The sequence below is a fragment of the Ralstonia chuxiongensis genome, from assembly GCF_024158925.1.
Classification (GTDB): Bacteria; Pseudomonadota; Gammaproteobacteria; order Burkholderiales; family Burkholderiaceae; genus Ralstonia; species Ralstonia chuxiongensis.
In genome coordinates this window covers 844,829-866,754 of sequence record NZ_JAMYWC010000003.1, presented here as the reverse complement: position 1 = coordinate 866,754, position 21,926 = coordinate 844,829, and the positions used below count along the sequence as shown (strand labels likewise).

The 21,926-nt window shown below is 64.5% G+C and carries 22 protein-coding genes; 15 read left to right on the top strand and 7 right to left on the bottom strand.

The window, feature by feature from the left end:
• Positions 1-24 precede the first annotated feature (24 nt).
• The 4 genes from NKG59_RS13360 (at position 25) to NKG59_RS13345 (ending at position 4,801) form a co-directional block, all read left to right on the top strand.
• Complete coding sequence (locus NKG59_RS13360) at positions 25-732, top strand: FadR/GntR family transcriptional regulator (protein ID WP_253537457.1); 708 nt, start codon at positions 25-27, stop codon at positions 730-732.
• Between the two features lie 403 nt (positions 733-1,135).
• On the top strand, positions 1,136-2,143 hold the full coding sequence (locus NKG59_RS13355) for a zinc-binding alcohol dehydrogenase family protein (RefSeq protein WP_253537454.1): 1,008 nt from the start codon (positions 1,136-1,138) through the stop codon (positions 2,141-2,143).
• Between the two features lie 4 nt (positions 2,144-2,147).
• Complete coding sequence (locus tag NKG59_RS13350) at positions 2,148-3,275, top strand: mannitol dehydrogenase family protein (RefSeq protein ID WP_253537451.1); 1,128 nt, start codon at positions 2,148-2,150, stop codon at positions 3,273-3,275.
• 14 nt (positions 3,276-3,289) lie between these two features.
• Entirely contained in the window at positions 3,290-4,801 is a 1,512-nt protein-coding gene (locus tag NKG59_RS13345) for a UxaA family hydrolase (RefSeq protein WP_253537448.1), read from the top strand.
• A gap of 45 nt (positions 4,802-4,846) precedes the next feature.
• Here NKG59_RS13345 and NKG59_RS13340 read toward each other — a convergent pair whose 3' ends face one another.
• On the bottom strand, positions 4,847-5,620 hold the full coding sequence (locus tag NKG59_RS13340; protein ID WP_253537445.1) for a DUF2182 domain-containing protein: 774 nt from the start codon (positions 5,618-5,620) through the stop codon (positions 4,847-4,849).
• On the bottom strand, positions 5,595-6,365 hold the full coding sequence (locus tag NKG59_RS13335; RefSeq protein WP_253537443.1) for a DUF899 domain-containing protein: 771 nt from the start codon (positions 6,363-6,365) through the stop codon (positions 5,595-5,597). The genes NKG59_RS13340 and NKG59_RS13335 overlap by 26 nt, the downstream gene beginning before the upstream one ends.
• An 86-nt stretch (positions 6,366-6,451) precedes the next feature.
• Here NKG59_RS13335 and NKG59_RS13330 point away from each other — a divergent pair, with 86 nt between their 5' ends.
• The 5 genes from NKG59_RS13330 (at position 6,452) to NKG59_RS13310 (ending at position 10,570) form a co-directional block, all read left to right on the top strand.
• On the top strand, positions 6,452-7,672 hold the full coding sequence (locus NKG59_RS13330) for a helix-turn-helix domain-containing protein (protein ID WP_253537440.1): 1,221 nt from the start codon (positions 6,452-6,454) through the stop codon (positions 7,670-7,672).
• Between the two features lie 36 nt (positions 7,673-7,708).
• Positions 7,709-8,353: a Vgb family protein gene (locus NKG59_RS13325; RefSeq protein WP_253537437.1), complete on the top strand. Its 645-nt coding sequence runs from the start codon at positions 7,709-7,711 to the stop codon at positions 8,351-8,353.
• A 123-nt stretch (positions 8,354-8,476) separates the two neighbouring features.
• Complete coding sequence (locus NKG59_RS13320) at positions 8,477-8,929, top strand: MarR family winged helix-turn-helix transcriptional regulator (protein ID WP_253537434.1); 453 nt, start codon at positions 8,477-8,479, stop codon at positions 8,927-8,929.
• Between the two features lie 34 nt (positions 8,930-8,963).
• Positions 8,964-9,305 (top strand): hypothetical protein, encoded by a 342-nt coding sequence (locus NKG59_RS13315; RefSeq protein ID WP_253537432.1) that lies wholly within the window; start codon positions 8,964-8,966, stop codon positions 9,303-9,305.
• Positions 9,302-10,570: an MFS transporter gene (locus NKG59_RS13310; protein WP_253537429.1), complete on the top strand. Its 1,269-nt coding sequence runs from the start codon at positions 9,302-9,304 to the stop codon at positions 10,568-10,570. Before NKG59_RS13315 ends, NKG59_RS13310 begins: the two co-directional genes overlap by 4 nt.
• 65 nt (positions 10,571-10,635) lie before the next feature.
• Here NKG59_RS13310 and NKG59_RS13305 read toward each other — a convergent pair whose 3' ends face one another.
• Positions 10,636-10,839 carry a cold-shock protein gene (locus NKG59_RS13305; RefSeq protein WP_004626726.1) on the bottom strand — a complete coding sequence of 68 codons (204 nt, stop codon included), beginning with the start codon at positions 10,837-10,839 and terminating at the stop codon, positions 10,636-10,638.
• A 267-nt stretch (positions 10,840-11,106) separates the two neighbouring features.
• Between NKG59_RS13305 and NKG59_RS13300 the strand changes: the two genes are divergently transcribed.
• The gene (locus NKG59_RS13300; protein ID WP_004626724.1) at positions 11,107-11,319 is read left to right on the top strand and encodes a hypothetical protein; all 213 of its coding nucleotides are present in this window, start codon (positions 11,107-11,109) and stop codon (positions 11,317-11,319) included.
• Between the two features lie 322 nt (positions 11,320-11,641).
• Here NKG59_RS13300 and NKG59_RS13295 read toward each other — a convergent pair whose 3' ends face one another.
• Positions 11,642-12,604: a 2-hydroxyacid dehydrogenase gene (locus NKG59_RS13295; RefSeq protein WP_253537426.1), complete on the bottom strand. Its 963-nt coding sequence runs from the start codon at positions 12,602-12,604 to the stop codon at positions 11,642-11,644.
• A gap of 313 nt (positions 12,605-12,917) precedes the next feature.
• On the opposite strand from NKG59_RS13295, the gene NKG59_RS13290 reads away from it, so the two are divergent.
• From NKG59_RS13290 to NKG59_RS13275, 4 genes are all read left to right on the top strand, one after another.
• Positions 12,918-13,676, top strand: a complete 759-nt coding sequence (locus NKG59_RS13290) for an SDR family oxidoreductase (protein WP_253537514.1) — start codon at positions 12,918-12,920, stop codon at positions 13,674-13,676.
• 96 nt (positions 13,677-13,772) lie between these two features.
• Positions 13,773-15,059, top strand: a complete 1,287-nt coding sequence (locus NKG59_RS13285) for an MFS transporter (RefSeq protein ID WP_253537511.1) — start codon at positions 13,773-13,775, stop codon at positions 15,057-15,059.
• Between the two features lie 57 nt (positions 15,060-15,116).
• Positions 15,117-15,509 (top strand): VOC family protein, encoded by a 393-nt coding sequence (locus NKG59_RS13280; RefSeq protein ID WP_253537423.1) that lies wholly within the window; start codon positions 15,117-15,119, stop codon positions 15,507-15,509.
• Positions 15,510-15,570: 61 nt separating this feature from the next.
• Positions 15,571-16,818: a citrate/2-methylcitrate synthase gene (locus NKG59_RS13275; protein WP_045204088.1), complete on the top strand. Its 1,248-nt coding sequence runs from the start codon at positions 15,571-15,573 to the stop codon at positions 16,816-16,818.
• Positions 16,819-17,019: 201 nt separating this feature from the next.
• On the opposite strand, the gene guaA is transcribed toward NKG59_RS13275, so the two are convergent.
• The 3 genes from guaA to guaB form a co-directional block, all read right to left on the bottom strand.
• A complete protein-coding gene (guaA, locus tag NKG59_RS13270) occupies positions 17,020-18,639 on the bottom strand; it encodes a glutamine-hydrolyzing GMP synthase (protein ID WP_253537420.1) in 1,620 nt (539 codons plus the stop codon).
• Positions 18,614-19,192, bottom strand: coding sequence for a hypothetical protein (locus NKG59_RS13265; protein ID WP_045204090.1), 579 nt, complete (start codon positions 19,190-19,192; stop codon positions 18,614-18,616). The genes guaA and NKG59_RS13265 overlap by 26 nt, the downstream gene beginning before the upstream one ends.
• A 123-nt stretch (positions 19,193-19,315) precedes the next feature.
• Positions 19,316-20,779, bottom strand: coding sequence for an IMP dehydrogenase (guaB, locus tag NKG59_RS13260; RefSeq protein WP_045204091.1), 1,464 nt, complete (start codon positions 20,777-20,779; stop codon positions 19,316-19,318).
• Between the two features lie 154 nt (positions 20,780-20,933).
• Between guaB and NKG59_RS13255 the strand changes: the two genes are divergently transcribed.
• Positions 20,934-21,878, top strand: coding sequence for a DMT family transporter (locus tag NKG59_RS13255; protein ID WP_253537417.1), 945 nt, complete (start codon positions 20,934-20,936; stop codon positions 21,876-21,878).
• Positions 21,879-21,926 lie beyond the last annotated feature (48 nt).

Below are 21,926 nucleotides of genomic sequence, written 5' to 3'. Positions count from 1 at the left end.
ACGCGCACCAAAACACACATCACAATGAAGCAGACAGAGCCAAAGCGGCTTTACCAATCTGTAGCCGCGCAGATTCTCGCGCTGATCCAACAGGAAAAGCTCGGACCGGGCACACGCTTGCCTCCGGAGCGCGAACTGGCACAGACGCTAGGCGTATCGCGCCCGTCGCTGCGCGAGGCGTTAATCGCCCTGGAGATTGGCGGCCAGGTTGAGATCCGTATGGGTTCTGGCGTGTACGTGCAAGAGGCAAGCGCGGCGAGCGAGAGTGCGGCGATTCCGTCGCTGGGCGAAAGCCCCTCCGAACTGATGCAGGCCCGAGCCGTTCTTGAAGGCGACGTGATCACGCTCGCCACGGGGCGCCTGACGGCGGCCACGCTCGATAAGCTCCAGCGAACCATCGACCGCATGAAGAAACTCGCATCGGGCGGGAAGTCACCCACCGACGCCGACCGCCAGTTCCACATGCTGATTGCGGAGACCGCTGGCAATTCAGTTCTGAGCCGATTCGTAGCCGAGCTGTTTGATAGCCGCCATGACCCGCTTGCTATGGCCATCCGCGACCATGCGGAGGGCGAATCAAGCTGGCATGCGGCCGTGCACGAACACGAAGAGATTCTGAAGGCGCTGCAGGCGGGCGATCCCATCGCGGCGCAAACCGCCATGCGGGCGCACTTGAAAGCGTCCGAAGAGCGCTGGATCGCGGGCGCCATTCAGCAAGACAGCGCACAGTAGCCGCGCTCACCCCATGCGCTGTCCGCTCGCGGCCGCGCAACCTCTCCCCGGCACCCATGCCGCTCCGCCCAAATGCGGCCTGACCAAATTTCAGGCCGCCTCGCCTTGACCCCTTGAAAACAAGGGATTTTCAGCATCAGGGTTTCCCCCATCAAGGATTTTCTCTCAAGATGTTAAATTGGTCTGACCAATAGGTGAGACCTGTTTGGCATGACCACTTGCCCAGGATGCGGGGAGCGACTCCCTCAACTTGGCACAGTGCGCGCGCAATCAGACGTCACCTCATCACTCAAGGAGACCGGAAGGTGACCCAACGCTTGCCATTACTACGCGCGCATACACAGCCTCTTCAGCAGCCCAGTCGAACGAAGACGGGCGGCGCGACTTCGACCGGAGCCGCATCATGCTGACGGTCGTTTGCGAAACCCCAGGCACCCTGCTCGCGCTGGACCGGCCGGTTCCCAGCCCCGCCGAGGGCGAAGTGCTGCTGCGCGTCAAACGCGTGGGCGTGTGCGGTACCGATCTGCACATCTTCACGGGCAACCAGCCCTATCTCAATTACCCCCGCGTGATGGGGCATGAGTTGTCGGGAATCGTCGAACAGGCACCGCCCGGCAGCGCGCTTGCCAAGGGCGACGTGGTCTACGTGATGCCCTACCTGTCATGTGGGCACTGTGTCGCGTGCCGCCAGGGCCGGACAAATTGCTGCGTCAACATCCAGGTGCTGGGGGTGCATCGCGATGGGGCGTTCACTGAATACCTGAGCGTGCCGCAAGCCTTCGTGCACAAGGCGGACGGCGTGAGCCTGGATCAGGCCGCGATGGTGGAATTTCTGGCCATTGGCGCCCACGCGGTGCGTCGTGCGCAGGTGCGCGCCGGGCAGCGCGTGCTGGTGGTAGGCGCCGGCCCGATCGGCATGGCGGCCATGATTTTTGCCAAACTGCGCGGCGCGATGGTCACGGCGCTGGACTCCCGTGCGGATCGCCTCGGCTTTGCGGTGGAGCAACTTGGTGTGGACGCCAGCGTTGCGCTGGGCGATACCGACGAAGCGCAACTCGGTGCGCTCACGGCCAATGAGTTCTATGACGTCGTCTTCGATGCCACGGGCAATCCGAAAGCCATGGAGCGTGGCTTGCGCTTTGTGGCACATGCCGGCACCTATGTGCTGATCTCTGTGGTGGCGGCCAACATCTCGTTCTCCGATCCGGAATTCCACAAGCGCGAGACCACGCTGCTCGCCAGCCGCAACGCCACCACCGAAGATTTTGAGACCGTGCTCGACGCCATGCGCGCGGGCAAGATTCCGACCGCGCTGAACACCCACCGCATGGCGCTGGCGGACGTGCCCAAGCACTTCAAGACGCTGCTCGACCCCGCCGCTGGCGTGGTGAAAGCCATCGTGGAGTGCTGAGCGCATGACCGAGCCGATCCTCCAGTTCGGCACAAGCCGCTTCCTGCAGGCGCACGTCGACTTGTTCGTGTCGGAAGCGCTCGATGCGGGACAGGCGCTGGGCGGGATGACCGTCGTGCAGACCACATCCAACCCGGCCAGCGCAGCGCGTGTGGCGGCGCTGGCAGGCGGTGAGGGTTATCCGGTGCGCATTCGCGGCTTGCAAGACGGCGCACCCATTGACCAGACCGTCACCTGCCGCGCCGTCAGGCGTGCCCTTCAGGCCGAGGCCGACTGGGAACAGCTGCGCGAGCTCATGGCAACAGACGTGCAGGTGGTGATTTCCAACACGGCCGACCAGGGCTACCAGCTCGACCCGCGCGATGATGCCAGCTTGATGCGGCAGCCATCGCGCGTGCCACGCAGCTTCCCCGCCAAACTGGTGGCGCTGCTGCTCGGCCGCTGGCTGCGACAGCCGCAGGCACCGCTGTCGCTGTTTCCGTGCGAACTGATCGAGCGCAACGGCGACACGCTCTGCGCAACGGTCTGCGCGCTGGCACAGCAATGGGCGCTGCCCGCCGCGTTCGTCGACTGGCTGCGCACGCATTGCGTGTGGGCCAACTCGCTCGTGGACCGCATCGTCTCCGAGGCGTTGCACCCCGTGGGCGCCGTGGCTGAACCGTACGCGCTGTGGGCCATCGAGCGCCGCCCCGGGCTGGTGCTGCCATGCACGCATCCGGCCATCGTGCTGACGGATGAGCTGGATCACCACGAGCGGCTCAAGCTCTTTCTGCTCAACGCGGGCCACACCTTTCTGGCCGAGCGTTGGCGCGAAGATGCGCATCCCTCCGATCTGACCGTCGTGCAGGCCATGGAAGACCCGCGCCTGCGTCCGGAGCTGGAAGCCCTGTGGCGCGACGAGATCGTTCCTGTATTCGCCGCCCTGCACAAGCGCAAAGCCGCCGAGGCCTATCTCGTCATGCTGCGCGAGCGGCTGTTGAACCCCTACCTTGCCCATCGCCTCGCCGACATCGCGCAGAACCACGCGCAGAAGAAGCTCCGGCGCCTGGCGCCCATCGTCGCGCTGACGCGGCAATTGGGCTTGCACCTCGCCCAGCCGCGCCTGAACGCCGCGCTGGCCAATCCGAATTGAACCTGCGAAGCACCATGTCCGACTCATCCATCATTCTTCTTGCCCCCGACGACGACGTAGCCGTCGCGCGTGTTGCGCTGGCGCCCGGCGCGGCACTTGACGCTGCGGTGACCACGCGCGATGCCATTCCCGCTGGCCACAAGGTCGCGTTGCGCGATATCGCGGCGGGGCAACCCGTGCACAAGTATGGGCAGGTCATCGGCGTGGCTACGGCGCCCATCCATGCGGGTGAGCACGTGCATGTGCACAACATCGGTATGGCGCATTCGTCTGCCCAGCACGCTGTTGGCCACGCGTACCGCGCCACAGTCCCTGTCGACACACCTGCCTCGTTCCAAGGGTACGTGCGGGCGGATGGACGCGTCGGCACGCGCAATTTCATTGGCGTCATCTCCAGCGTGAACTGCTCCGCCACCGTGTGCCGGCATATCGTGCAGGCGGCGCAGGCAGAGGTGGCCGCATTCCCCAACGTGGATGGCATTGTCGCCATCACGCACGGCAGCGGCTGCGGCATGGCCGGCAACGGCGAGGGGCTCGAACTGCTGCAGCGCACGCTGCGCGGGTACGCCGACCACCCCAACTTTGCTGGCGTGCTGATCGTTGGCCTCGGTTGCGAAGTCAATCAGGTGGCGCCGCTTGTGCAGATGTTGGGGGCGCGCACGCCAGGCCTGTTTGCGTCGCTGACGATTCAGGAAGAAGGCGGCACGCGTGAGGCGATTGCTGCCGGCTTGACCATGCTGCGCGACATGCTGCCGATCGCGAATCAGGCACAACGCAGCACCGTCCCGGCAAGCCACCTAACGGTGGGCCTGCAATGCGGCGGGTCGGACGGCTATTCCGGCATCAGCGCCAACCCTGCTCTGGGCGCAGCGGTGGATTTGCTTGTGCGGCATGGAGGCACCGCAGTGCTGTCCGAAACGCCCGAGATCTATGGTGCAGAACACCTGTTGACTGCACGCGCCGCAACGCCTGCCGTGGCCGATGCGTTGATGGATCGGCTGGCCTGGTGGGAGCACTACACCAGCACACTGGGCGCCGACATGAACAACAACCCGTCGCCCGGCAACAAGGCCGGCGGCGTCACAACCATCCTGGAAAAATCGCTCGGCGCAGTCGCCAAAGGCGGCAGCAGCGGGCTGATGGCCGTGTATGAATACGCCCAGCCGGTGCAGGCGCACGGCCTCGTCTTCATGGACACACCCGGCTACGACCCCGTCTCGGCCACGGGCCAGGTCGCCGGCGGTGCCAACCTGATCTGCTTCACAACGGGCCGAGGGTCCACCTATGGCTGCAAGCCGGTGCCTTCGTTGAAGCTTGCCACCAACAGCACGCTCTATCGGCACATGGAGCTGGATATGGACTACGACTGCGGCGGCATCGTCGATGGCCGCCTCAGCATTGCACAAGCCGGCCAGGCGCTGTTCCAGCTAATGCTGGCCACCGCCTCGGGCAACCACACCAAGAGCGAACTCAACGGCCTGGGCGACAACGAGTTCGTACCGTGGCAGCTTGGCGCGGTGATGTAAGGCACGTGCCGGGCAAGCCTGACCGGGGATCAGAGATACGGCCGGTCATGGCAACACGGCGGAGGCCAACTGGAGCAACCCCGCCACGATGGCCACAGCACCGATGCAGCGGGCTACGCGGTCTCCGGCGGGCACCAAGCGCTCCAGCGTGATCGCCGCTGACACCGCCGGCATTGCGCGCAGATCCATGACGCCGATCACAAGCAGGATTGCCGTCAAGGCCGCGCAAGAGGTGGCGCAGCGCATGCCGAGGCGCAAGCCATATCGCCACGCCGTACTGCCCAGCGCGGGCGCTGCTCGGCACCCTGCAAGCTGTCGCGCCTTCCATGCGCTGAACTGCAGTGCTCCCGCCGCAAGAACGACTGCGCCGCTGGCAGCCGGCAACGTGCGCGCCAGCACGGGCCACGTCATTTCAAGCTGGGCCACCGCGGCGCCCAGCGCAAAGACCATCGCGCCGATCAGTCCCCACACGGCAAAGTACGCCGTGCCTGCCAACGCGGTGTGCGCATCAACATTTGGCTTGCCCGCCACGTGAAGCGCAACGCGATACCGCCGCAGCATCGGCAGCAATGACGGCAGCATCATCGCTACCATCATCAGCGTCCACATGCCGGTGAATGACGCGGCAAAACTCCACCACGTCTGACCGCACATCGGCATCCAGGCCATTGGCATCTCGCCCATGGCCGACATGGAATCGCACCACGCCACCGTCGCTGCCGCGCTGGCAATGAAGATCAGTGCCGAGACGGCCAGGAAGCCGCGCTCGGACACTGCATGCTCGCGTGGCAGCTCAACGCTGCTGAGCGTACTCGTCATGGCGACGCCACCAGACACCGGTTTCATTGCGGCCCAGCGGCGCACGATCGAGCCACTGGTATGCGCCCCACAAGCCATCAAGCCCGCGCGCGTAGGTGGAATACGTGTGGTACACGACGCCGTCTTCCAGCACGAACGCGCTCATGCCGGGCCGGTCGCGCACGTAGGTGGGCGCATCGGTGCCGCACATGCTGGCGAACTGCTGCACGGGTTCAGGCAAGTCGGATGCATCCATCACGTGGCTGCCGCGCACGTAGTTGTAGTCGGAGTTGCCGGCGCGCTGCTGCTCTTCCGAGATCGAGACGTTGAAGTCGTAGTTGAAATCGCTGCCGACCGACGACACCCACGGAAAGGTCCAGCCCATCCGCTCGCGATACTCGATCAGCTTGGCCAGCGGCCCGCGCGACACCGCGAGCAGCGTCACGTCGTGATTCGCCAGATGCGTGACGAAGCCGTCAAAGCCATCGGCAATCATCGAGCACGACGGGCAGCCCGCCTTATAGTCCGGCCCGAACATGAAGTGATAGACGAGCACTTGTGAGCGCCCGCCAAACAGATCGGCCAGCGAGGCGCTGCCTTTCTCGGTTTCAAAGCGGTAGGTTTTGTCGATGCGGACCCATGGCAATGCCTGCCGGCGGCGCGCGAGTTCATCGCTGCGGCGCGTCAGTTCCTTCTCGGCCTTGAGCAGTTCAATGCGCTCTGCCAGCCAAGTTGCGCGGGTTGCTGTGGGGTGTGTTGCACTCATGCTTGCCTCCGTTTTGGGTGAGTGGTCGTGTGCTAGATTAGGCGCCGACCTCAAACGGCGGGAGTGACAAGTGTGGCGGGATTCGAATGGATTCATTGATCACAGCTGCAGCGCGCGCACTCGCTGCCGGTGACCCATTCGGAGCACTGAACCGCGTCGCCTTGCGTGACGATGCGGCCGCACTGGCCTTGCGCGGCATCGCCATGGCGCAGCTCGGTGACCTGGCGCGCGCCAAGCTGTTGCTGCGTCGCGCGGCTCGCGCATTTGGCTCTCGAGAGGCGCTGGCACGCGCACGCTGCGTCGTCGCGGAAGCCGAAGTCGCCCTCGCCTCGCGCGATCTTGGCTGGCCCGTCAAAACCCTCGACACGGCATGCGCCACGCTGGAGGCGCATGGCGATCACCTCAACGCCGCACACGCGCGGTATCTCAGCATCCGTCGCCTGCTGCTGATCGGCCGCCTGGACGATGCAGACGCCGCCCTTTCCGCGCTCAATCCGGCGCGTCTTCCGCCGGTATTGCGGGCGGCTCATGCGCTCGTCGTCGCGGGGATTGCCATCCGGCGCCTGCAGACGACTGCCGCGCGTGCCGCCTTGGCCGACGCTGATCTCGCGGCGCGCCAGGCCGGTATCCCAACGCTCACCGCTGAAGTGGAACGCGCCGCCCTGGCACTGAGCGCACCGGCCGCACGGCTGATCTCACGCGGCGAGGAACGTGTCCTGCGCCTTGAAGATGTCGAAGCCCTCTTTGCATCAGACGCGCTCGTGGTGGACGCGTGCCGGCTCGCCGTGCGGCAAACCGATGCGGTTGTCCCGCTCGCCACGCGGCCCGTGCTGTTCACGCTGGCGCGTGCACTGGGCGAAGCGTGGCCGGAAGACGTGCCCAGAGACGCCCTCATCGCCCGGGCGTTCCGCACCCGGCATCCCGACGAATCGCACCGTGTGCGCCTGCGTGTGGAGATCGGGCGTTTGCGCACCGCGCTTGGTGCGTTAGGCACGGTCAGGGCGACCCGGCATGGATTCGCACTGCAAGCGAATGCGGCACAGAGCGTGGTCGTCCTCGCGCAACCCGTCGACGAGCAATATGCCGCGGTGCTGGCCTGTCTGGCCGATGGGGAATCGTGGTCCAGCTCTGCATTGGCGTTGGCGCTTGGTGCCAGCCAGCGCACCGTACAGCGGGCGCTCGACACATTGGCAGCCGCGGGCAAGGTGCAGTTCTTCGGACGCGGGCGGGCGCGCCGGTGGGTGACGCCGCCGGTACCCGGATTCGCGACCACCTTGTTACTCCCCGCACCGCTGCCAAGTGACTAGGATGAAGACTCCACAACCGAATCCAGCGAGCCCAACATGAAACGCTCCACCGCCGAACTCGTGCGCGAATACGGCCCCTTCCCTGGCGCAGCGAACGTCGGCGGCGTGACCTACGATGGTCAACACGTCTGGTTTGCTGCCGGCGGTCAGCTAAAGGAACTCGACCCCGACAGCGGCAAGACGCAGCGCTCCATCGACGTGCCGGCCCATGCCGGTACCGCGTTCGACGGGCGCCACCTGTTCCAGATCGCCGAAGACCGCATCCAGAAGATCGACCCGCAAACCGGGAAGGTGTTGGCCACGATTCCCGCGCCGGGTGCGGGCGGAGATTCAGGTCTCGCCTGGGCCGAAGGCACGCTGTGGGTCGGTCACTATCGCGAGCGCAAAATCCGCCAGATCGATCCGGACACCGGCAAGGTGTTGCGCACCATCGAATCCAACCGCTTCGTGACTGGCGTCACGTGGGTCGACGGCGAACTCTGGCACGCCACGTGGGAAGGCGATACGAGCGAGCTGCGGCATATCGATCCGCAAACCGGCGAAGTGCTGGAGCAGCTTGATATGCCGGCGGGCATCACCGTATCGGGGCTCGAGTCGGATGGCGCCGATCAGTTCTTCTGCGGCGGCGGTACCACCGGAAAGATTCGCGCGGTACGGCGACCCCGCAAGCAGGCGGCATAGGCGCGATACCGGCACACGGAAGGAACGGGGCCCGCTCAAATGCGGGCCTTCTGTTTGCGTGGCCCGCGCATAACATTACAGTTTAACTGCACAGTTAAACTGTATTGATGCTATGCTCGCGGCATGGCTAAATCACCCTCTTCCAACGATCCCGCGCCGCCTGCCGCGCTGGCCGGCGATCTGCGCATTGCGCTTGGCAAGCTGTCCCGTCGCCTGCGCGAACAAGTCCACCCGAACGATCTCACCCACGCGCAAAAGTCGGTTCTGCTGCGCCTGGACCGTGATGGCCCGGCCACCGTGTCTGCGCTTGCGCGGGCCGGCAGCGTGAAGCCGCAGTCGATGCGGGTCACGGTTGGGGCCCTGGAAGCCATGGGCGCGGTTTCCGGCAAGCCCGATCCGACGGATGGCCGGCAAACGCTCATCGAGTTGACGCCGGGCTTTCGGAAAGCACTCAAGGAAAGCCGCGCCGCGAAGGACGATTGGCTGTTCCGCGCACTGCAGGCGCAACTGTCCGCCGCCGAGCAAGCTGAGCTGGCGAAGGCCGTGACGTTGCTGCAACGGCTGGCAGAGTTTTGAGCCTCTTTTACTGTTCCTGATCCGGAGCGTCGACATGGCATGGCCCCATCTCATCTCTTGGTTTTTTGGCGGCGCGTTCCTCGCCAACGCCGTGCCGCATTTCGTCTTCGGTATCGCAGGCAAACCATTTCAGAGCCCGTTCGCAACGCCGCCCGGCGAAGGTCTTTCGTCTTCTACGGTGAATGTGCTGTGGGGCGCGTTCAATCTGGCCGTCGGTTACGTCCTCGTCCTGCGGGTTGGTGATTTCCACCTGCGAAACTCAACCGATGCCGTTGCGATCGGGTTGGGCATCCTGGCACTCGGCGTGCCGATGGCGCGGCGCTTTGGCCGGTTCAACGGTGGCAATCTCGGCGGCGATCTGCCACAACGCCAATGAACACATCGGCAAGTACTCCAGCAACTGGCGTCTTCCGCTCACTGCGCGTTTTCAACTACCGCTTGTGGGCCGTGGGGTCGCTGGTGTCCAACGTGGGCACGTGGATGCAGCGCACCGCACAGGACTGGCTGGTGCTAACGCAGCTCACGAACCACAACGCTTCTGCAGTGGGCACGGTGATGGCGCTGCAGTTCGGCCCGCAGCTTCTGCTATTGCCGTGGACGGGCGTTGCCGCAGACCGCTACAACCAGCGCAAGCTGCTGATGGCCACCCAAGCGACATCGGGCGTGCTGGCGTTGATTCTCGGGCTGCTGACCGTGACGGGCGTTGTTCAGCTCTGGCACGTCTACCTGCTGGCGTTTCTGTCCGGCTGCGCATCAGCATTCGATGCCCCGGTGCGCCAGACATTCGTGGCGGAACTGGTGGGCGACGGCGATCTGCCCAATGCGGTTGCGCTCAACTCGACGTCGTTCAACGCGGGGCGCATGGTCGGGCCAGCAGCGGCGGGCATGGCCATCGCCACCATCGGTACAGGCTGGGCGTTCCTGGCCAACGGGCTTTCGTTCATCGCGGTGCTGACTTCGCTCTTTTTCCTGCGCAAGTCCGAGCTACGCCCGAACGCGCGTGCACGGCGCTCTCAAGGCGGCTTTGCCGAGGCCATCCGCTACGTGTGGGCCCGCCCCGATCTCAAGGCCATGCTGGTCATGCTGTTCCTGATCGGCACATTTGGGCTGAACTTCCCCATCTTCATCTCGACGATGGCAGCGAGCGTCTTCCACTCAGACGCGCGCGGCTACGGCGTGTTGTCGTCGATGATGGCGATCGGCACGATGTCCGGCGCGTTGTTCGCCGCAGGGCGTAAGCAGCCGGAGTTCAAGTCATTGCTAATAGGCGCTGCGATATTCGGGCTGGGGTGCACATTGGCGGCCATCGCACCGGGCTATTGGCTGTTTGCGGCGGCGCTGGTCATCATCGGCATGGCGGCACTGACATTCACCAACACGAGCAACAGCCTGATGCAACTCTCCACCGAACCTGCCATGCGCGGCCGGGTGATGGCGTTACGCGTGGCCATCGCGTTGGGCGGCACCCCGATTGGCGCACCGATTGTGGGTTGGGTGGCAGACCATCTCGGCCCGCGCTGGTCACTTGGTGTGGGAGCGCTCTCGGGACTGCTTTCGGCAGCGGTTGCCGTCTATGTGATGCGACGGCAGATTCACCTGCCGCGGCAAGAGCCACCGACGCTGGAGCAAAGTGCGTCTTGAATACTTTGATGTTGCCGCGAAAAAAAACCCCGCAGAGCGGGGTTTTTCTTGGCAGATGCGACCGATCAGATCGCCTCGATCTTCGTAGCAGCCGGGCCCTTTTGGCCAACGCCTGCAACGTAGCGCACCTTCTGACCCTCTTGGAGGGACTTGAACCCGTTGCCCTGAACTTCAGAGAAGTGAGCGAAGAGATCGTTGCCGCCTGCGTCCGGGGTGATGAAGCCGAAGCCCTTGGAGTCGTTGAACCACTTTACTGTGCCGGTTTCCATGTTGGATATCCTAAAAAGTTCTGCATGAGCCTGTGCTCACCAGGCACGACAATCAAGGAAGAAACATGGAGCAAAGGAAGCACCGCTTGGCGTGACAACCCAGAACATCGGAGTAACTGCTTGAAGATCCTGCGAGGATGGTTTCTACAGACATTCCAGACCCGCGTCAACAAATAATTAGATAAGCTTCACCTTTGACCCACCCCGCACCCCCACCGCTGAGTCAGCACGCCACAGTGGGCATGCGCTCTTGAGAGACCCATCAGCATGACACTCTGCTCGGCTTGCGCTGCAATCGAACTCCATAAACGCGGCGCGCCAGGCCATGCTTTGCTGAGAATCACCGACACGCAGCGCATCAAATCCCCCTCCGCACGCGCAATCACCGTCAGCACGTTCTCGTGTCCCACATGCGGTGCGCGATGGGTCTATCGCGACGAAAAGAACGTAGACAACCAAGGCTGGTCGCTGGAAGCCTAGACGCGCTGCAGGGCAGTTTTTCTCATGGCGGAATGGCATGTGTTGTCCACGCGTGCCACCGCACCCCGAGGCGCCGGGGGATATAGAACGCTACAGCCTCTCTGCGCCTCGCGTAGGGGCCCGTCCGGTAGCAGGCTAACCGTGGCAGACCCCGAATAAGACGTGATATCGGCGCCCTCTGGCCGTACCGCGCACCCAACGCACCGGAAATCTGCCGCGGCTCGCAAGGCGCCTACGAAGGCAGTGCCGCATCAGTACTTGCATGCGGCACCGCTCCGTTTGTCGAGCCGAAGTCGTTCCGGAGCACGCCGTCACGCTGCCTTCACAGCGCGTTTGGCGCCGTCCTCCCATTAAGCACCGCAGCGATGTTGTCGAGTGCGGTGAACCCCATCTGATCGCGCGTCTCGATCGTCGCGCTCGCCATATGCGGCGACAGAAACACATTGTCGAGTGCTGCAAAGCGCGGATCGATATTGGGCTCGTTCCGATAGACGTCGAGCCCCGCTGCGAACAGCCGCCGCGACGCCAATGCATCGCACAGCGCATCCTCGTCGACGAGACTCCCGCGCGCTGCGTTGACGAACACCGCGCCGTCGCGCAACAAGCCGAACTCGCGGCGCGTCATCAACGGCGTGCCGCCGCCAGGCACGTGCAGCGTGAGGATGTCGCACTGCGGCAGCAGCGTGTCGAGATCAGCGCAATAACGCGCGCCGGCCTCAATCTCGGGTGGCGCGGGCCGCCGGTCTGTATAGACGATCTGCATTCCGAAGCCGCGCGCACGCTGTGCGACCGCCCTGCCGATCCGGCCGAAACCGACGATCCCGAGCGTCTTTCCGTTCACGCGCATGCCAAGCATGTCCGTCATGCCGAACGACTTTCCCCATCCCGCGCGCACGATGCGCTCGTATTCCGCCGCGCGCCGGCACGCGGCGAGGATCAACAACATTGTGAAATCGGCAGTGCAGTCGGTCAGCGCGTCGGGCGCGTTGCTGACAACGATGCCGCGTGCGCGCGCGGCCGCCACGTCCATGTGGTCGTAACCGGCGCTCGCGTTCGCGATGATCTTCACGCTCGGCGGCAATGCCGCGATGTGCTCGGCCTGCAGCCCCGATTTCTTGCCGATCAGCACCGCCGGCGTCTCGTGGCGGTTGCAGAATTCGACGACGGACGGCGCGTCCATGTCGGCGTCGGTCACATACGCGTGGAATTCGGCTTCGGCACGTGCGGCCACCGCCGCGGGAACCCGTCGCGCTACTAGGAGACGGGGGCGATTGTTGTCAGGCATGGTCTCGTCCTTGGGTCGGAAAACGGAGCACAGCCTACGAAGCAGGGTCGGCGCGGGTCAATATTGATTGTTTCGATCAATGTATGTGCGTGGCGCGCCGCCGCGGTCGTTCGGCCTCACTCCGGCGGTGTCGTGCACCGCCCATCCGGCCGCGCCAGTCCGCGAGCGACGTCTCGCCGAACTCAGGAAAACCCTGACGCCGCCCCGTCGCGACGGGGCTGTTGATATTGATTGAAAGAATCAAGATTGCTGGGGAATCATCACCGCGCAATGCTTTTTGCATGTTCAACGTACTGAAGACGAGGTCGTGAAGATGCAGGCAGAGAAAAGAATCGCGGCGGTGACAGGCGCCGGCACCGGCATCGGCCAGGCGGCGGCCGTCGCGCTGGCGCGCGCCGGGTTCAGCGTCGCACTGCTCGGCAGGCGCATCGAACCGCTGCTCGAAACGAAAGAGATCATCGAACGGGCCGGCGGTGTGGCGGCGGCCATTCCAACCGACGTTTCCGACGAAGCATCGGTCGACGCCAGCTTCGCGCAAATCGCGCACGCGTTCGGGCGCCTTGACGTGCTGTTCAACAACGCCGGCCGCAACGCGGGCGCCGTGCCGCTCGACGACTACTCACTGCAACTCTGGAACGACGTGGTCGCGACCAACCTGACGGGCGTGTTCTTGTGCGCGCGCGCAGCGTGGCGCCAGATGAAGCGCCAGATGCCGCAAGGCGGCCGCATCATCAACAATGGTTCGATCTCGGCACACACGCCGCGCCCGAACACGATCGCGTACACCGCCACAAAGCATGCGGTGCTCGGCATCACCCGCTCGCTTGCGCTTGATGGCCGGCCGTTCAACATCGCGTGCGGCCAGATCGACATCGGCAACGCCGCTACGTCGCTGACGGAGCGCATGGACAGCGGCGTGCTGCAGGCCGACGGCCGCGTCACGCCAGAGCCGCGCGTCGACGTCGCGCACGTCGCGAACGCCATCGTGCAGATGGCGAGCCTGCCGCTTGAGGCCAACATTCTGAACATGACGATCATGGCCAGCGCGATGCCTTTCGTCGGACGCGGCTGACCCGACGCGCGCCGGCACACACAACAACCATACGCCGGCCCATCCATCAGACAACAGGAGACAACATTGAAAACGGCAGAAGAACAGGTTTCGGTCATGCGCGAGTTCGACGCGCACGCAGGCGCCGCCAGACGATCGCGGGTGCGCTACGGCGTGCTGTCGATGCTGCTGGTGGCGACCGTCCTCAACTTCGTTGATCGCTCGGCGCTCGGCATCGTCGCGCCCGCGCTATCGAAGGATCTGGCGCTCACCCGCGTGCAGATGGGCGAGCTGTTCGCCGTGTTCGGACTCGCCTATTCGATCGCGCTGCTGCCCGCAGGCGTGCTAGCCGACATGCTGGGCTCGCGTGTCGCGTATGCGCTGTCGCTCGTCGGCTGGTCGCTGGCCACGCTGACGCAAGGGCTCGCGCACGGCTACCACATGCTGCTCGGCTCGCGGCTGGCGATGGGAGCACTCGAGGCACCCGCGTTTCCGTCGAACGCGCGCGCGGTCACGATGTGGTTCCCGGTCCAGGAACGCGGCTTCGCAACGAGCGTGTACGTGATGGGCCAGTACATCGGCACGCCGCTCTTCACCGGGCTGCTGTTGTGGATCTCGTCAGCGTTCGGCTGGCGGGCCGTGTTCTTCTCAACGGGTGCATTCGGCATCCTGTTCAGTGTCGTCTGGTATCGGTTCTATCGCGATCCGTCACGGCATCGCAGCGTCAACGCGGCCGAACTGCAGTACATCACTGAAGGGCGCCCCGTGGTGACCGCGCGCGATCGCTTCGAATGGCGCGTGGCGCTGCGCCTGCTCGGCTACCGGCAAATCCTCGCGATCTGTCTGGGCAAGTTCTGCAACAACACGCTGCTGGTGTTCTTCACGACCTGGTTCATGACCTATCTGGTCGAGGAACGGCACATGTCGATGATCAAGGTCGGTTTCTTCCAGGCGATGCCATTCATCGGCGCGACGCTCGGCATCCTGATCGCAGGCTATCTGTCCGACCTCTGCATCCGCCGCGGCGTGTCGATGTCGTCGTCGCGCAAGGCGCCGCTCGTGATCGGCACCTTCCTCGGCGCGTCGATCGTGCTCGTCAACTTTGTGCACTCGAATGGGCTTGTGATCGCGATCCTCACCGTCGCGTTCTTCGCCCAGGGGATCGGCTCGATGTCCTGGGCCGCCGTGTCTGAGATTGCGCCTAAACGCTATGTTGGGCTCACCAGCAGTATCACGAGTCTCGCCGCGAATATCGCAGCCGTCACCACGCCGCTGATGATCGGCTACGTGACGCAGCACACCGGCAGCTTTTTCTGGGCGCTGAACTTGATGGGCGCGATCTGCCTGGTCGGCACACTGTCGTATTCGGTGCTGCTCGGCAAGCTGTCGCGTATCGAGCTCTAACCCCGTACATGCCATTTGTCTGCCAAGCGCCGACCTCTTCACCCGCAGACCACGGCCATGATCGAATTCAAATGGGACCACCTGCAACTCTGCTCGGCCGATGCGGAGGCCACCGCCGCATGGTTCGCGCGCTGCCTGAACGCCGAAATCGTGCGACGCCCCGGTCGCGTCGACCTGCGAATCGGCGCCGTCAACCTGTTCATCACCGCCCAGCCGGACGCGCGTTCGGCGACCGTGACGGAGGGGCGCCGCGTGCAGGGCATCGACCACTTTGGCGTGCTGGTCGATGATTTGGATGCCGCCTACGCGCACCTGGTCGCGCACGACGCCGAGATCGTCCAGCCCATCACGCGGATCCGCGCGGGTGTGCGCGGCTGTTTCGTGCGCGCGCCAGGCGACATCCTCGTCGAAGTGCTTGAGCGGCGCCCAACTGAAATGACATTCAACTGAACCCGGTCTATAGTCGGCGCAAGCGCGCCGGACACCGGCCGCATCGTCATCACGACTCCCCATGCAGAACTGGATCACCCTGACGGAAGCGGCGCGGCGGCTCGGCGTGCGGGCGCAGACCGTCTATGCGTATGCGAGCCGCGGCAGTATCGCCGTGATGCAGGACCCCAACGATCCACGCAAGAGCCTGTATCGCGCGGAGGACGTGGTCACGCTGTGCCGCAAGAAACAGGTCGGCCGCAAGCGCGCGGCGCTGGCAGCCAGCACGATCTTTGGCGCTGAGCCATGCATCTACAGTGGCATCACCACGTTCTCCAAGGGCCGCGCCTGGTATCGGGGCCGCGACAGCATTCAGCTCGCGGATACCGCCACGCTGGAGGAAACGGCCGCTCTGCTCTGGCAGGCCACCACGCCCGTGTCGTTCGACGCGCCCGCGATCGCGCTGCCATCCGGCGAGCGCGATCGGCAATGTGCGTTCTCGGTACTCGCGATGCTGGCCGCGCACGGCCACTCGACGCTCGGCCGGCTCGACAGTGCTCTGCACATCGAAGCGGGGCAACTCGTCGCGATCGTGTCGAGCGCCTTCGGCGCTCATGGCGATGTCGGTGCAAGTCCGCTCCCGACCCATCAGCGGCTCGCAGCCGGCTGGGGCCTTGACAGCGATGGCGCGGACCTGCTGCGCCGGGCGATGGTGCTGGTTGCGGATCACGAGATCACGAGTTCGGCATTCGCCGCGCGCATCACCGCGTCGACCGGCGCATCGCTCGCCGGCTGCCTGCTGACCGGGCTCGCGACATTGTCGGGCCCGCTGCACGGCGACGCGTCGGGGCGCGTGCGCGCGGTGTTCGACGATGTGCAGAGATTGGGCGCCGCGCACGTCGTCGATCACTACCTGAAGTCAGCGATCCCGATTCCCGGCTTCGGTCATCATCTTTACCCCGATGGCGATCCGCGCGCGGCCGCGTTGCTCGCGCGGCTCCATCCGCCCGCAGAACTGGCGCATTTCGTCGACAAGGTTACGGAGCTCACCGGCCAGCGGCCGACCATCGATGTCGCGTTCGCGATGTTGTCGGTGCAGCTTCAGTTGCCGTGCGATGCGGCGTTCGGCTTGTTCTCGATCGCGCGCAGCGTCGGGCTGCTCGCGCACTGCATCGAGCAACTCCGCGTGGGCAAAGTAATTCGGCCGCGCAGCCGCTACACCGGGCCTGCGCTAGACGAGCGGCATCTGCGCCCCGACATTGAGGACGAAGGCAAATTGCCGAAAGCCGGTGTGATCGAGAAGAATCGGGTGTTCAAGATAGTGGAGTAAGGCTACCTAGCTCCGCTCGGTCGAATCTGTCCGCAATCTCGTACAGAGCTGCGCGAGGCTTAGGGTCGCCAAGTGAAAATTCTCACATTGCGTGAGATTGGGTGAAAGCGGTTGAGGCATCCTGAGACGCCTCTACCCTTCTCGCACTTGGCTTTCTTGCGATGTTCGTCCCTGCCTGAAACGGCATGAGACGATGCTAGATCACTCCCACTCGATCGTCGCAGGCGGCTTGCCCGACACGTCATACACGACCCGGCTCAAACCACGCACTTCATTGATGATGCGGTTCGACACGCGGCCCAACAGCGTGTAGGGCAGATGTGCCCAATGCGCGGTCATGAAATCGGTGGTCTGCACAGCACGCAGCGCAGTCACGTAGTCGTACGTGCGACCATCGCCCATCACGCCGACGGACTTGATCGGCAGGAACACCGCAAACGCCTGGCTCGTCAGGTCGTACCAGCTCTTGCCGACATCGCCTTCACCGCACAGGCGGGCGGCCGCGTCCTGCGCCGTGGCCTTGGTGCCGCGCAGCTCTTCGATGAAGATGGCATCGGCGCGGCGCAGCAGGTCTGCGTATTCACGTTTGACCTCGCCCAGAATGCGCACGCCCAGACCCGGCCCCGGGAACGGATGGCGATACACCATCTCGTGCGGCAGGCCCAGCGCCACGCCCAACTCGCGCACTTCGTCCTTGAACAGATCGCGCAGCGGCTCGAGCAGCTTCAACCCCAGCGTTTCCGGCAGGCCGCCCACGTTGTGGTGGCTCTTGATCGTCGTCGCCTTCTTGGTCTTGGTGCCGCCCGATTCCACCACGTCCGGGTAGATCGTGCCCTGCGCCAGCCACTTGGCGTTGCTGAGCTTCTTGGCTTCGGCCTGGAACACTTCCACAAACTCGCGGCCGATGATCTTGCGCTTGGCTTCCGGGTCCGTCACGCCGGCCAGATGGCCGAGGAACTGCTCTGAGGCATCCACGTGCACGACCTTGGCGTGCAGGCGGCCGGCGAACATGTCCATCACCATCTTGCCTTCGTCCAGGCGCAGCAGGCCGTGGTCGACAAACACGCAGGTGAGCTGGTCGCCAATCGCACGGTGGATCAGCGCCGCTGCCACCGACGAATCAACACCGCCCGACAGGCCGAGGATCACCTCCTCATCGCCCACCTGTTCGCGGATGGCCTTGACGGCTTCGTCGATGTGGTCGCGCATGACCCAGTCGGGCTTGGCACCAGCAATTTCCAGCACAAAGCGCTCGAGCAGCGCGCGGCCTTGCACGGTATGCGTGACTTCCGGGTGGAACTGCACGGCGTAATAGCCGCGCGCCTCATCGGCCATGCCGGCGACCGGACAGCTCGGCGTCGAGGCCAGCAGCTTGAAGCCGGGCGGCAGTTCCGTAACCTTGTCGCCGTGGCTCATCCAGACCTTGAGCATGCCGTGGCCTTCCGGCGTGGCGAAGTCCTGGATGTCCTTGAGCAGACGGGTGTGGCCATGCGCGCGCACTTCGGCGTAACCGAATTCGCGGTGGTCGCTCCACTCCACCTTGCCGCCCAGCTGCACGGCCATGGTCTGCATGCCGTAGCAGATGCCGAGCACAGGCACGCCCAGGTCCCACACGGCTTGCGGGGCGCGCAGTTGATGGTCTTCGTACGTGCTGGCGTGGCTGCCGGACAGGATGATCGCCTTGGGCGCGAACTCGCGCACGAAGGCGTCGGACACGTCGTTCGGGTGAATCTCGCAGTAGACGTGTGCTTCACGCACGCGCCGCGCAATCAGTTGCGTGACCTGCGAGCCGAAATCAAGGATGAGGACTTTGTCGTGCATGTTGTGGAGGAATGGAATCGGCAATCGTGTCGACTTCAGTGCCGGGGCCGTAGCCCGGAGGCGGCATGTAGCCAGGTTCTTTGCGCTGCGCTTTTTCTGCGCGCTCGCGTTCGCGCGCGGCCGCGGCGTCTTCGCGGGCCTTCTGGGCGCGCACGCGCTCATTGGTCCGTACGCGGCGCGAGGCGGGAATCTGCACGGCGGAAAACGCCGCCAGCACCGCAGCAAACGTCGGCAGCCAGATGCGGCCGGCGCCGTCCACCGGCAGGTGGAAGAACAGCAGCCAGGCAATCACCAGCACGGCAACAGCCAGGTTCACATGTCCGACCACCTGCGCCACGGCGGTCGTCAGTTGCCCGTTGACGGTGGCATGCCACAGCAGCCAGGCCACGCCAATCAGCGTGACGCCGAGCAGCTGACCGTACATCGCCGGCTCCGGCTGCGGTAATTGCAGCGCGCCAAAGATGGACGTCATGGGTGAAGCCAGCAGGACGAGACCGACGCACAGTGCGACAGCCGCATCCAGAAACAGAACGAGTCGCAAAAGCGCTTTCATCATCGTCTCCAGTTGCGGGCGGCCGCCCGTGCTTCGGCCACCGGTTGATTCGGCCGGAGCGCCCGCGCGCCCCGGCGGCAGTACTGCTTGCCTTCTATCTTGTATGCGGTGATCGGCAACCGATCAGTCGCGGTGATAGTTCGGCGCTTCCTTCGTGATCTGCACGTCGTGCACGTGCGATTCGTTCATGCCAGCGGCGGTGATCTCGACAAACTGGGCTTTCTCGTGCCATTCGGCAATCGAGGCGCAACCGCAGTAACCCATCGACGAGCGAACGCCACCCGTGAGTTGATGCACGATCGGCAACGCGGAGCCCTTGTACGGAACGCGCCCCTCGATACCTTCCGGCACGAGCTTATCGACGTTGGCGGTGTTGTCTTCCTGGAAGTAGCGATCGGCAGCGCCGTCCTTCATCGCACCCACCGAGCCCATGCCGCGGTAGCTCTTGTACGAGCGGCCCTGGAACAGGAACACCTCACCCGGGGATTCGTCGGTGCCGGCAAACATGCCGCCCATCATCACGGTGTGCGCGCCGGCAGCCAAGGCCTTGGCGACATCGCCCGAATAGCGGATACCGCCGTCCGCGATGAGCGGAACGCCGGTGCCCTTCAGTGCCTCGGCCACATTCGATACAGCAAAGATTTGCGGCACGCCCACGCCAGCAACGATCCGCGTCGTGCAGATCGAGCCCGGGCCAATGCCAACCTTGACGCCATCTGCGCCGTGGTCGACCAGCGCCCTGGCTGCATCACCCGTGGCGATGTTGCCGCCAATCACCTGCACTTGCGGGTAGTTGTCCTTGATCCAGCGCACGCGGCTCAGCACGCCCTGGCTGTGGCCGTGCGCGGTATCGACCACGATCACGTCCACGCCGGCCTTGACCAGCAAATCGATACGCAGATCGTTATCCGGACCCACGCCCACCGCCGCGCCCACGCGCAGCGAACCGCGTTCGTCCTTAGAAGCCAGCGGGTATTCGGTGGCCTTCTGGATATCCTTGACGGTGATCAGGCCGCGCAGCTCAAAGGCTTCGCCCACCACCAGCACGCGCTCCAGGCGGTGCTTGTTCAGCAGGCGCTTGGCCTCTTCCAGCGTGGCGCCTTCCTTGACGGTGACGAGCTTCTCGCTCGGCGTCATCTTGGCGCGCACCGGGGCGTCCAGTTCCTCTTCGAAACGCAGATCGCGGTTGGTGATGATGCCCACCACCTTCTTGCCTTCCAGCACCGGGAAACCCGAAATCCCGTGCTGTGCCGACAGCGCCATCACGTCGCGGACCTTCATGTCCGGACCAATGGTGATCGGATCGCGCAGCACGCCCGATTCAAAGCGCTTGACCTTGGCGACTTCGCGCGCCTGTTCTTCGGGCTTCAGGTTCTTGTGGACGATACCGATGCCACCTTGCTGCGCCATGGCGATGGCGAGCCGCGCTTCCGTAACCGTATCCATGGCGGCGGAGACGAGCGGAATGGCAAGTTCGATCGAACGGGTGAGCTTGGTGCGAAGGGACGTATCGCGGGGCAGGACGGCCGAATAGGCCGGGACGAGCAGCACATCATCGAACGTGAGTGCTTTCTGGACAAGACGCATAGCAATTTCCTCTAGGCGCAAAATCGGATTATACGGGAATTCGCCCCACGGTTGTAGAGACCCGTGCTATGCTCGATAAATTTTTCTTCGCGCACGCACCTCCAGCGCCCTGCGCCGCCAGCAGCCGCGCAGAATCAGCCTCGCGAGTGTTCGAATGGGAATTGGCGTATTGTGCGCCCTGCTGGCCGGGGCGATGTGGGGCATGGTCTTTATTGCACCCCGCGCGCTGCCCGCGTTTTCACCGTGGGAACTGACCCTCGGCCGCTACCTCGCCTACGGCGTCATCGCAGCCATTGCCGCTGCCCCGATCCTCCCCCGCATTGCCCGCAAGATTACCCGCGCCGATTGCCTGGCGCTGGTCATGCAATCATGCAGCGGCAACCTGGTTTACTTCGTTTTCGTGGCGTTTGGCGTGCAACTGGCTGGCGTTGCACCCACCTCGCTCATCGTCGGCATCCTGCCCATTACGGTGACGATGCTTGGCCGGCGCGACCATGGCGCCGTGCCGCTCTCCCGGCTGATCTGGCCGCTATTGGTTGTCGCTGCCGGCATCGTCTGCATCAACGTCGATCTGTTCGGCCATGAAGCGGCAACGGCAGCCGCCAACGTCCGGCCGGTCTGGCAACGCATTGCCGGCATCGCTTGTGCCGTGGGCGCGCTTTGCAGCTGGACCTGGTACGCCGTGGACAATGCCCGCTACCTGCAGCGCAATCCGCATTTCTCCAGCAACGAATGGTCTGCGTTGTACGGCATTTCCAGCGGCATTCTGTCGGCGGCTTTGACCTTGGTGGCCCTGCTCGCGGTCGGTACGAGCTGGGTGAATGCCGGCGGGCGCGTCTGGGGCACGTTCTGGGCGGTCAATGCTGCCGTGGCGCTCGGCGCGTCGCTGATCGGCAACAACTTGTGGAACATCGCCTCCCGACGGCTGCCGCTCACGCTGTCGGGCCAGATGATCGTGTTCGAGACCCTGTTCGCGCTGGCATATGGCTTCGTGTACGACGACCGCTGGCCGCGTCCGCTTGAGATGGCCGCAATCGCCTTGCTGATTGCGGGTGTCGGCTGGTCGGTGCGCTTGCACGCCAACAACAACTCTGCATAAACTGGGCGCCTTGCCGGGGGGCGAGTCTACAGGCCAAGCCAGGCCGTC

Excerpts from the sequence above, each read along its gene's own strand:
- NKG59_RS13315 (WP_253537432.1), top strand. The coding sequence starts at position 8,964 with ATGGCATGGCCCCATCTCATCTCTTGGTTTTTTGGCGGCGCGTTCCTC.
- NKG59_RS13320 (WP_253537434.1), top strand. The coding sequence starts at position 8,477 with ATGGCTAAATCACCCTCTTCCAACGATCCCGCGCCGCCTGCCGCGCTG.
- NKG59_RS13275 (WP_045204088.1), top strand. The coding sequence starts at position 15,571 with ATGCAGAACTGGATCACCCTGACGGAAGCGGCGCGGCGGCTCGGCGTG.
- NKG59_RS13295 (WP_253537426.1), bottom strand. The coding sequence starts at position 12,604 with ATGCCTGACAACAATCGCCCCCGTCTCCTAGTAGCGCGACGGGTTCCC.
- guaA (WP_253537420.1), bottom strand. The coding sequence starts at position 18,639 with ATGCACGACAAAGTCCTCATCCTTGATTTCGGCTCGCAGGTCACGCAA.
- NKG59_RS13335 (WP_253537443.1), bottom strand. The coding sequence starts at position 6,365 with ATGAGTGCAACACACCCCACAGCAACCCGCGCAACTTGGCTGGCAGAG.
- NKG59_RS13345 (WP_253537448.1), top strand. The coding sequence starts at position 3,290 with ATGTCCGACTCATCCATCATTCTTCTTGCCCCCGACGACGACGTAGCC.
- NKG59_RS13255 (WP_253537417.1), top strand. The coding sequence starts at position 20,934 with ATGGGAATTGGCGTATTGTGCGCCCTGCTGGCCGGGGCGATGTGGGGC.
- guaB (WP_045204091.1), bottom strand. The coding sequence starts at position 20,779 with ATGCGTCTTGTCCAGAAAGCACTCACGTTCGATGATGTGCTGCTCGTC.
- NKG59_RS13360 (WP_253537457.1), top strand. The coding sequence starts at position 25 with ATGAAGCAGACAGAGCCAAAGCGGCTTTACCAATCTGTAGCCGCGCAG.
- NKG59_RS13305 (WP_004626726.1), bottom strand. The coding sequence starts at position 10,839 with ATGGAAACCGGCACAGTAAAGTGGTTCAACGACTCCAAGGGCTTCGGC.
- NKG59_RS13265 (WP_045204090.1), bottom strand. The coding sequence starts at position 19,192 with ATGAAAGCGCTTTTGCGACTCGTTCTGTTTCTGGATGCGGCTGTCGCA.
- NKG59_RS13280 (WP_253537423.1), top strand. The coding sequence starts at position 15,117 with ATGATCGAATTCAAATGGGACCACCTGCAACTCTGCTCGGCCGATGCG.
- NKG59_RS13330 (WP_253537440.1), top strand. The coding sequence starts at position 6,452 with ATGGATTCATTGATCACAGCTGCAGCGCGCGCACTCGCTGCCGGTGAC.
- NKG59_RS13285 (WP_253537511.1), top strand. The coding sequence starts at position 13,773 with ATGCGCGAGTTCGACGCGCACGCAGGCGCCGCCAGACGATCGCGGGTG.
- NKG59_RS13290 (WP_253537514.1), top strand. The coding sequence starts at position 12,918 with ATGCAGGCAGAGAAAAGAATCGCGGCGGTGACAGGCGCCGGCACCGGC.
- NKG59_RS13310 (WP_253537429.1), top strand. The coding sequence starts at position 9,302 with ATGAACACATCGGCAAGTACTCCAGCAACTGGCGTCTTCCGCTCACTG.
- NKG59_RS13325 (WP_253537437.1), top strand. The coding sequence starts at position 7,709 with ATGAAACGCTCCACCGCCGAACTCGTGCGCGAATACGGCCCCTTCCCT.
- NKG59_RS13300 (WP_004626724.1), top strand. The coding sequence starts at position 11,107 with ATGACACTCTGCTCGGCTTGCGCTGCAATCGAACTCCATAAACGCGGC.
- NKG59_RS13350 (WP_253537451.1), top strand. The coding sequence starts at position 2,148 with ATGACCGAGCCGATCCTCCAGTTCGGCACAAGCCGCTTCCTGCAGGCG.
- NKG59_RS13355 (WP_253537454.1), top strand. The coding sequence starts at position 1,136 with ATGCTGACGGTCGTTTGCGAAACCCCAGGCACCCTGCTCGCGCTGGAC.
- NKG59_RS13340 (WP_253537445.1), bottom strand. The coding sequence starts at position 5,620 with ATGACGAGTACGCTCAGCAGCGTTGAGCTGCCACGCGAGCATGCAGTG.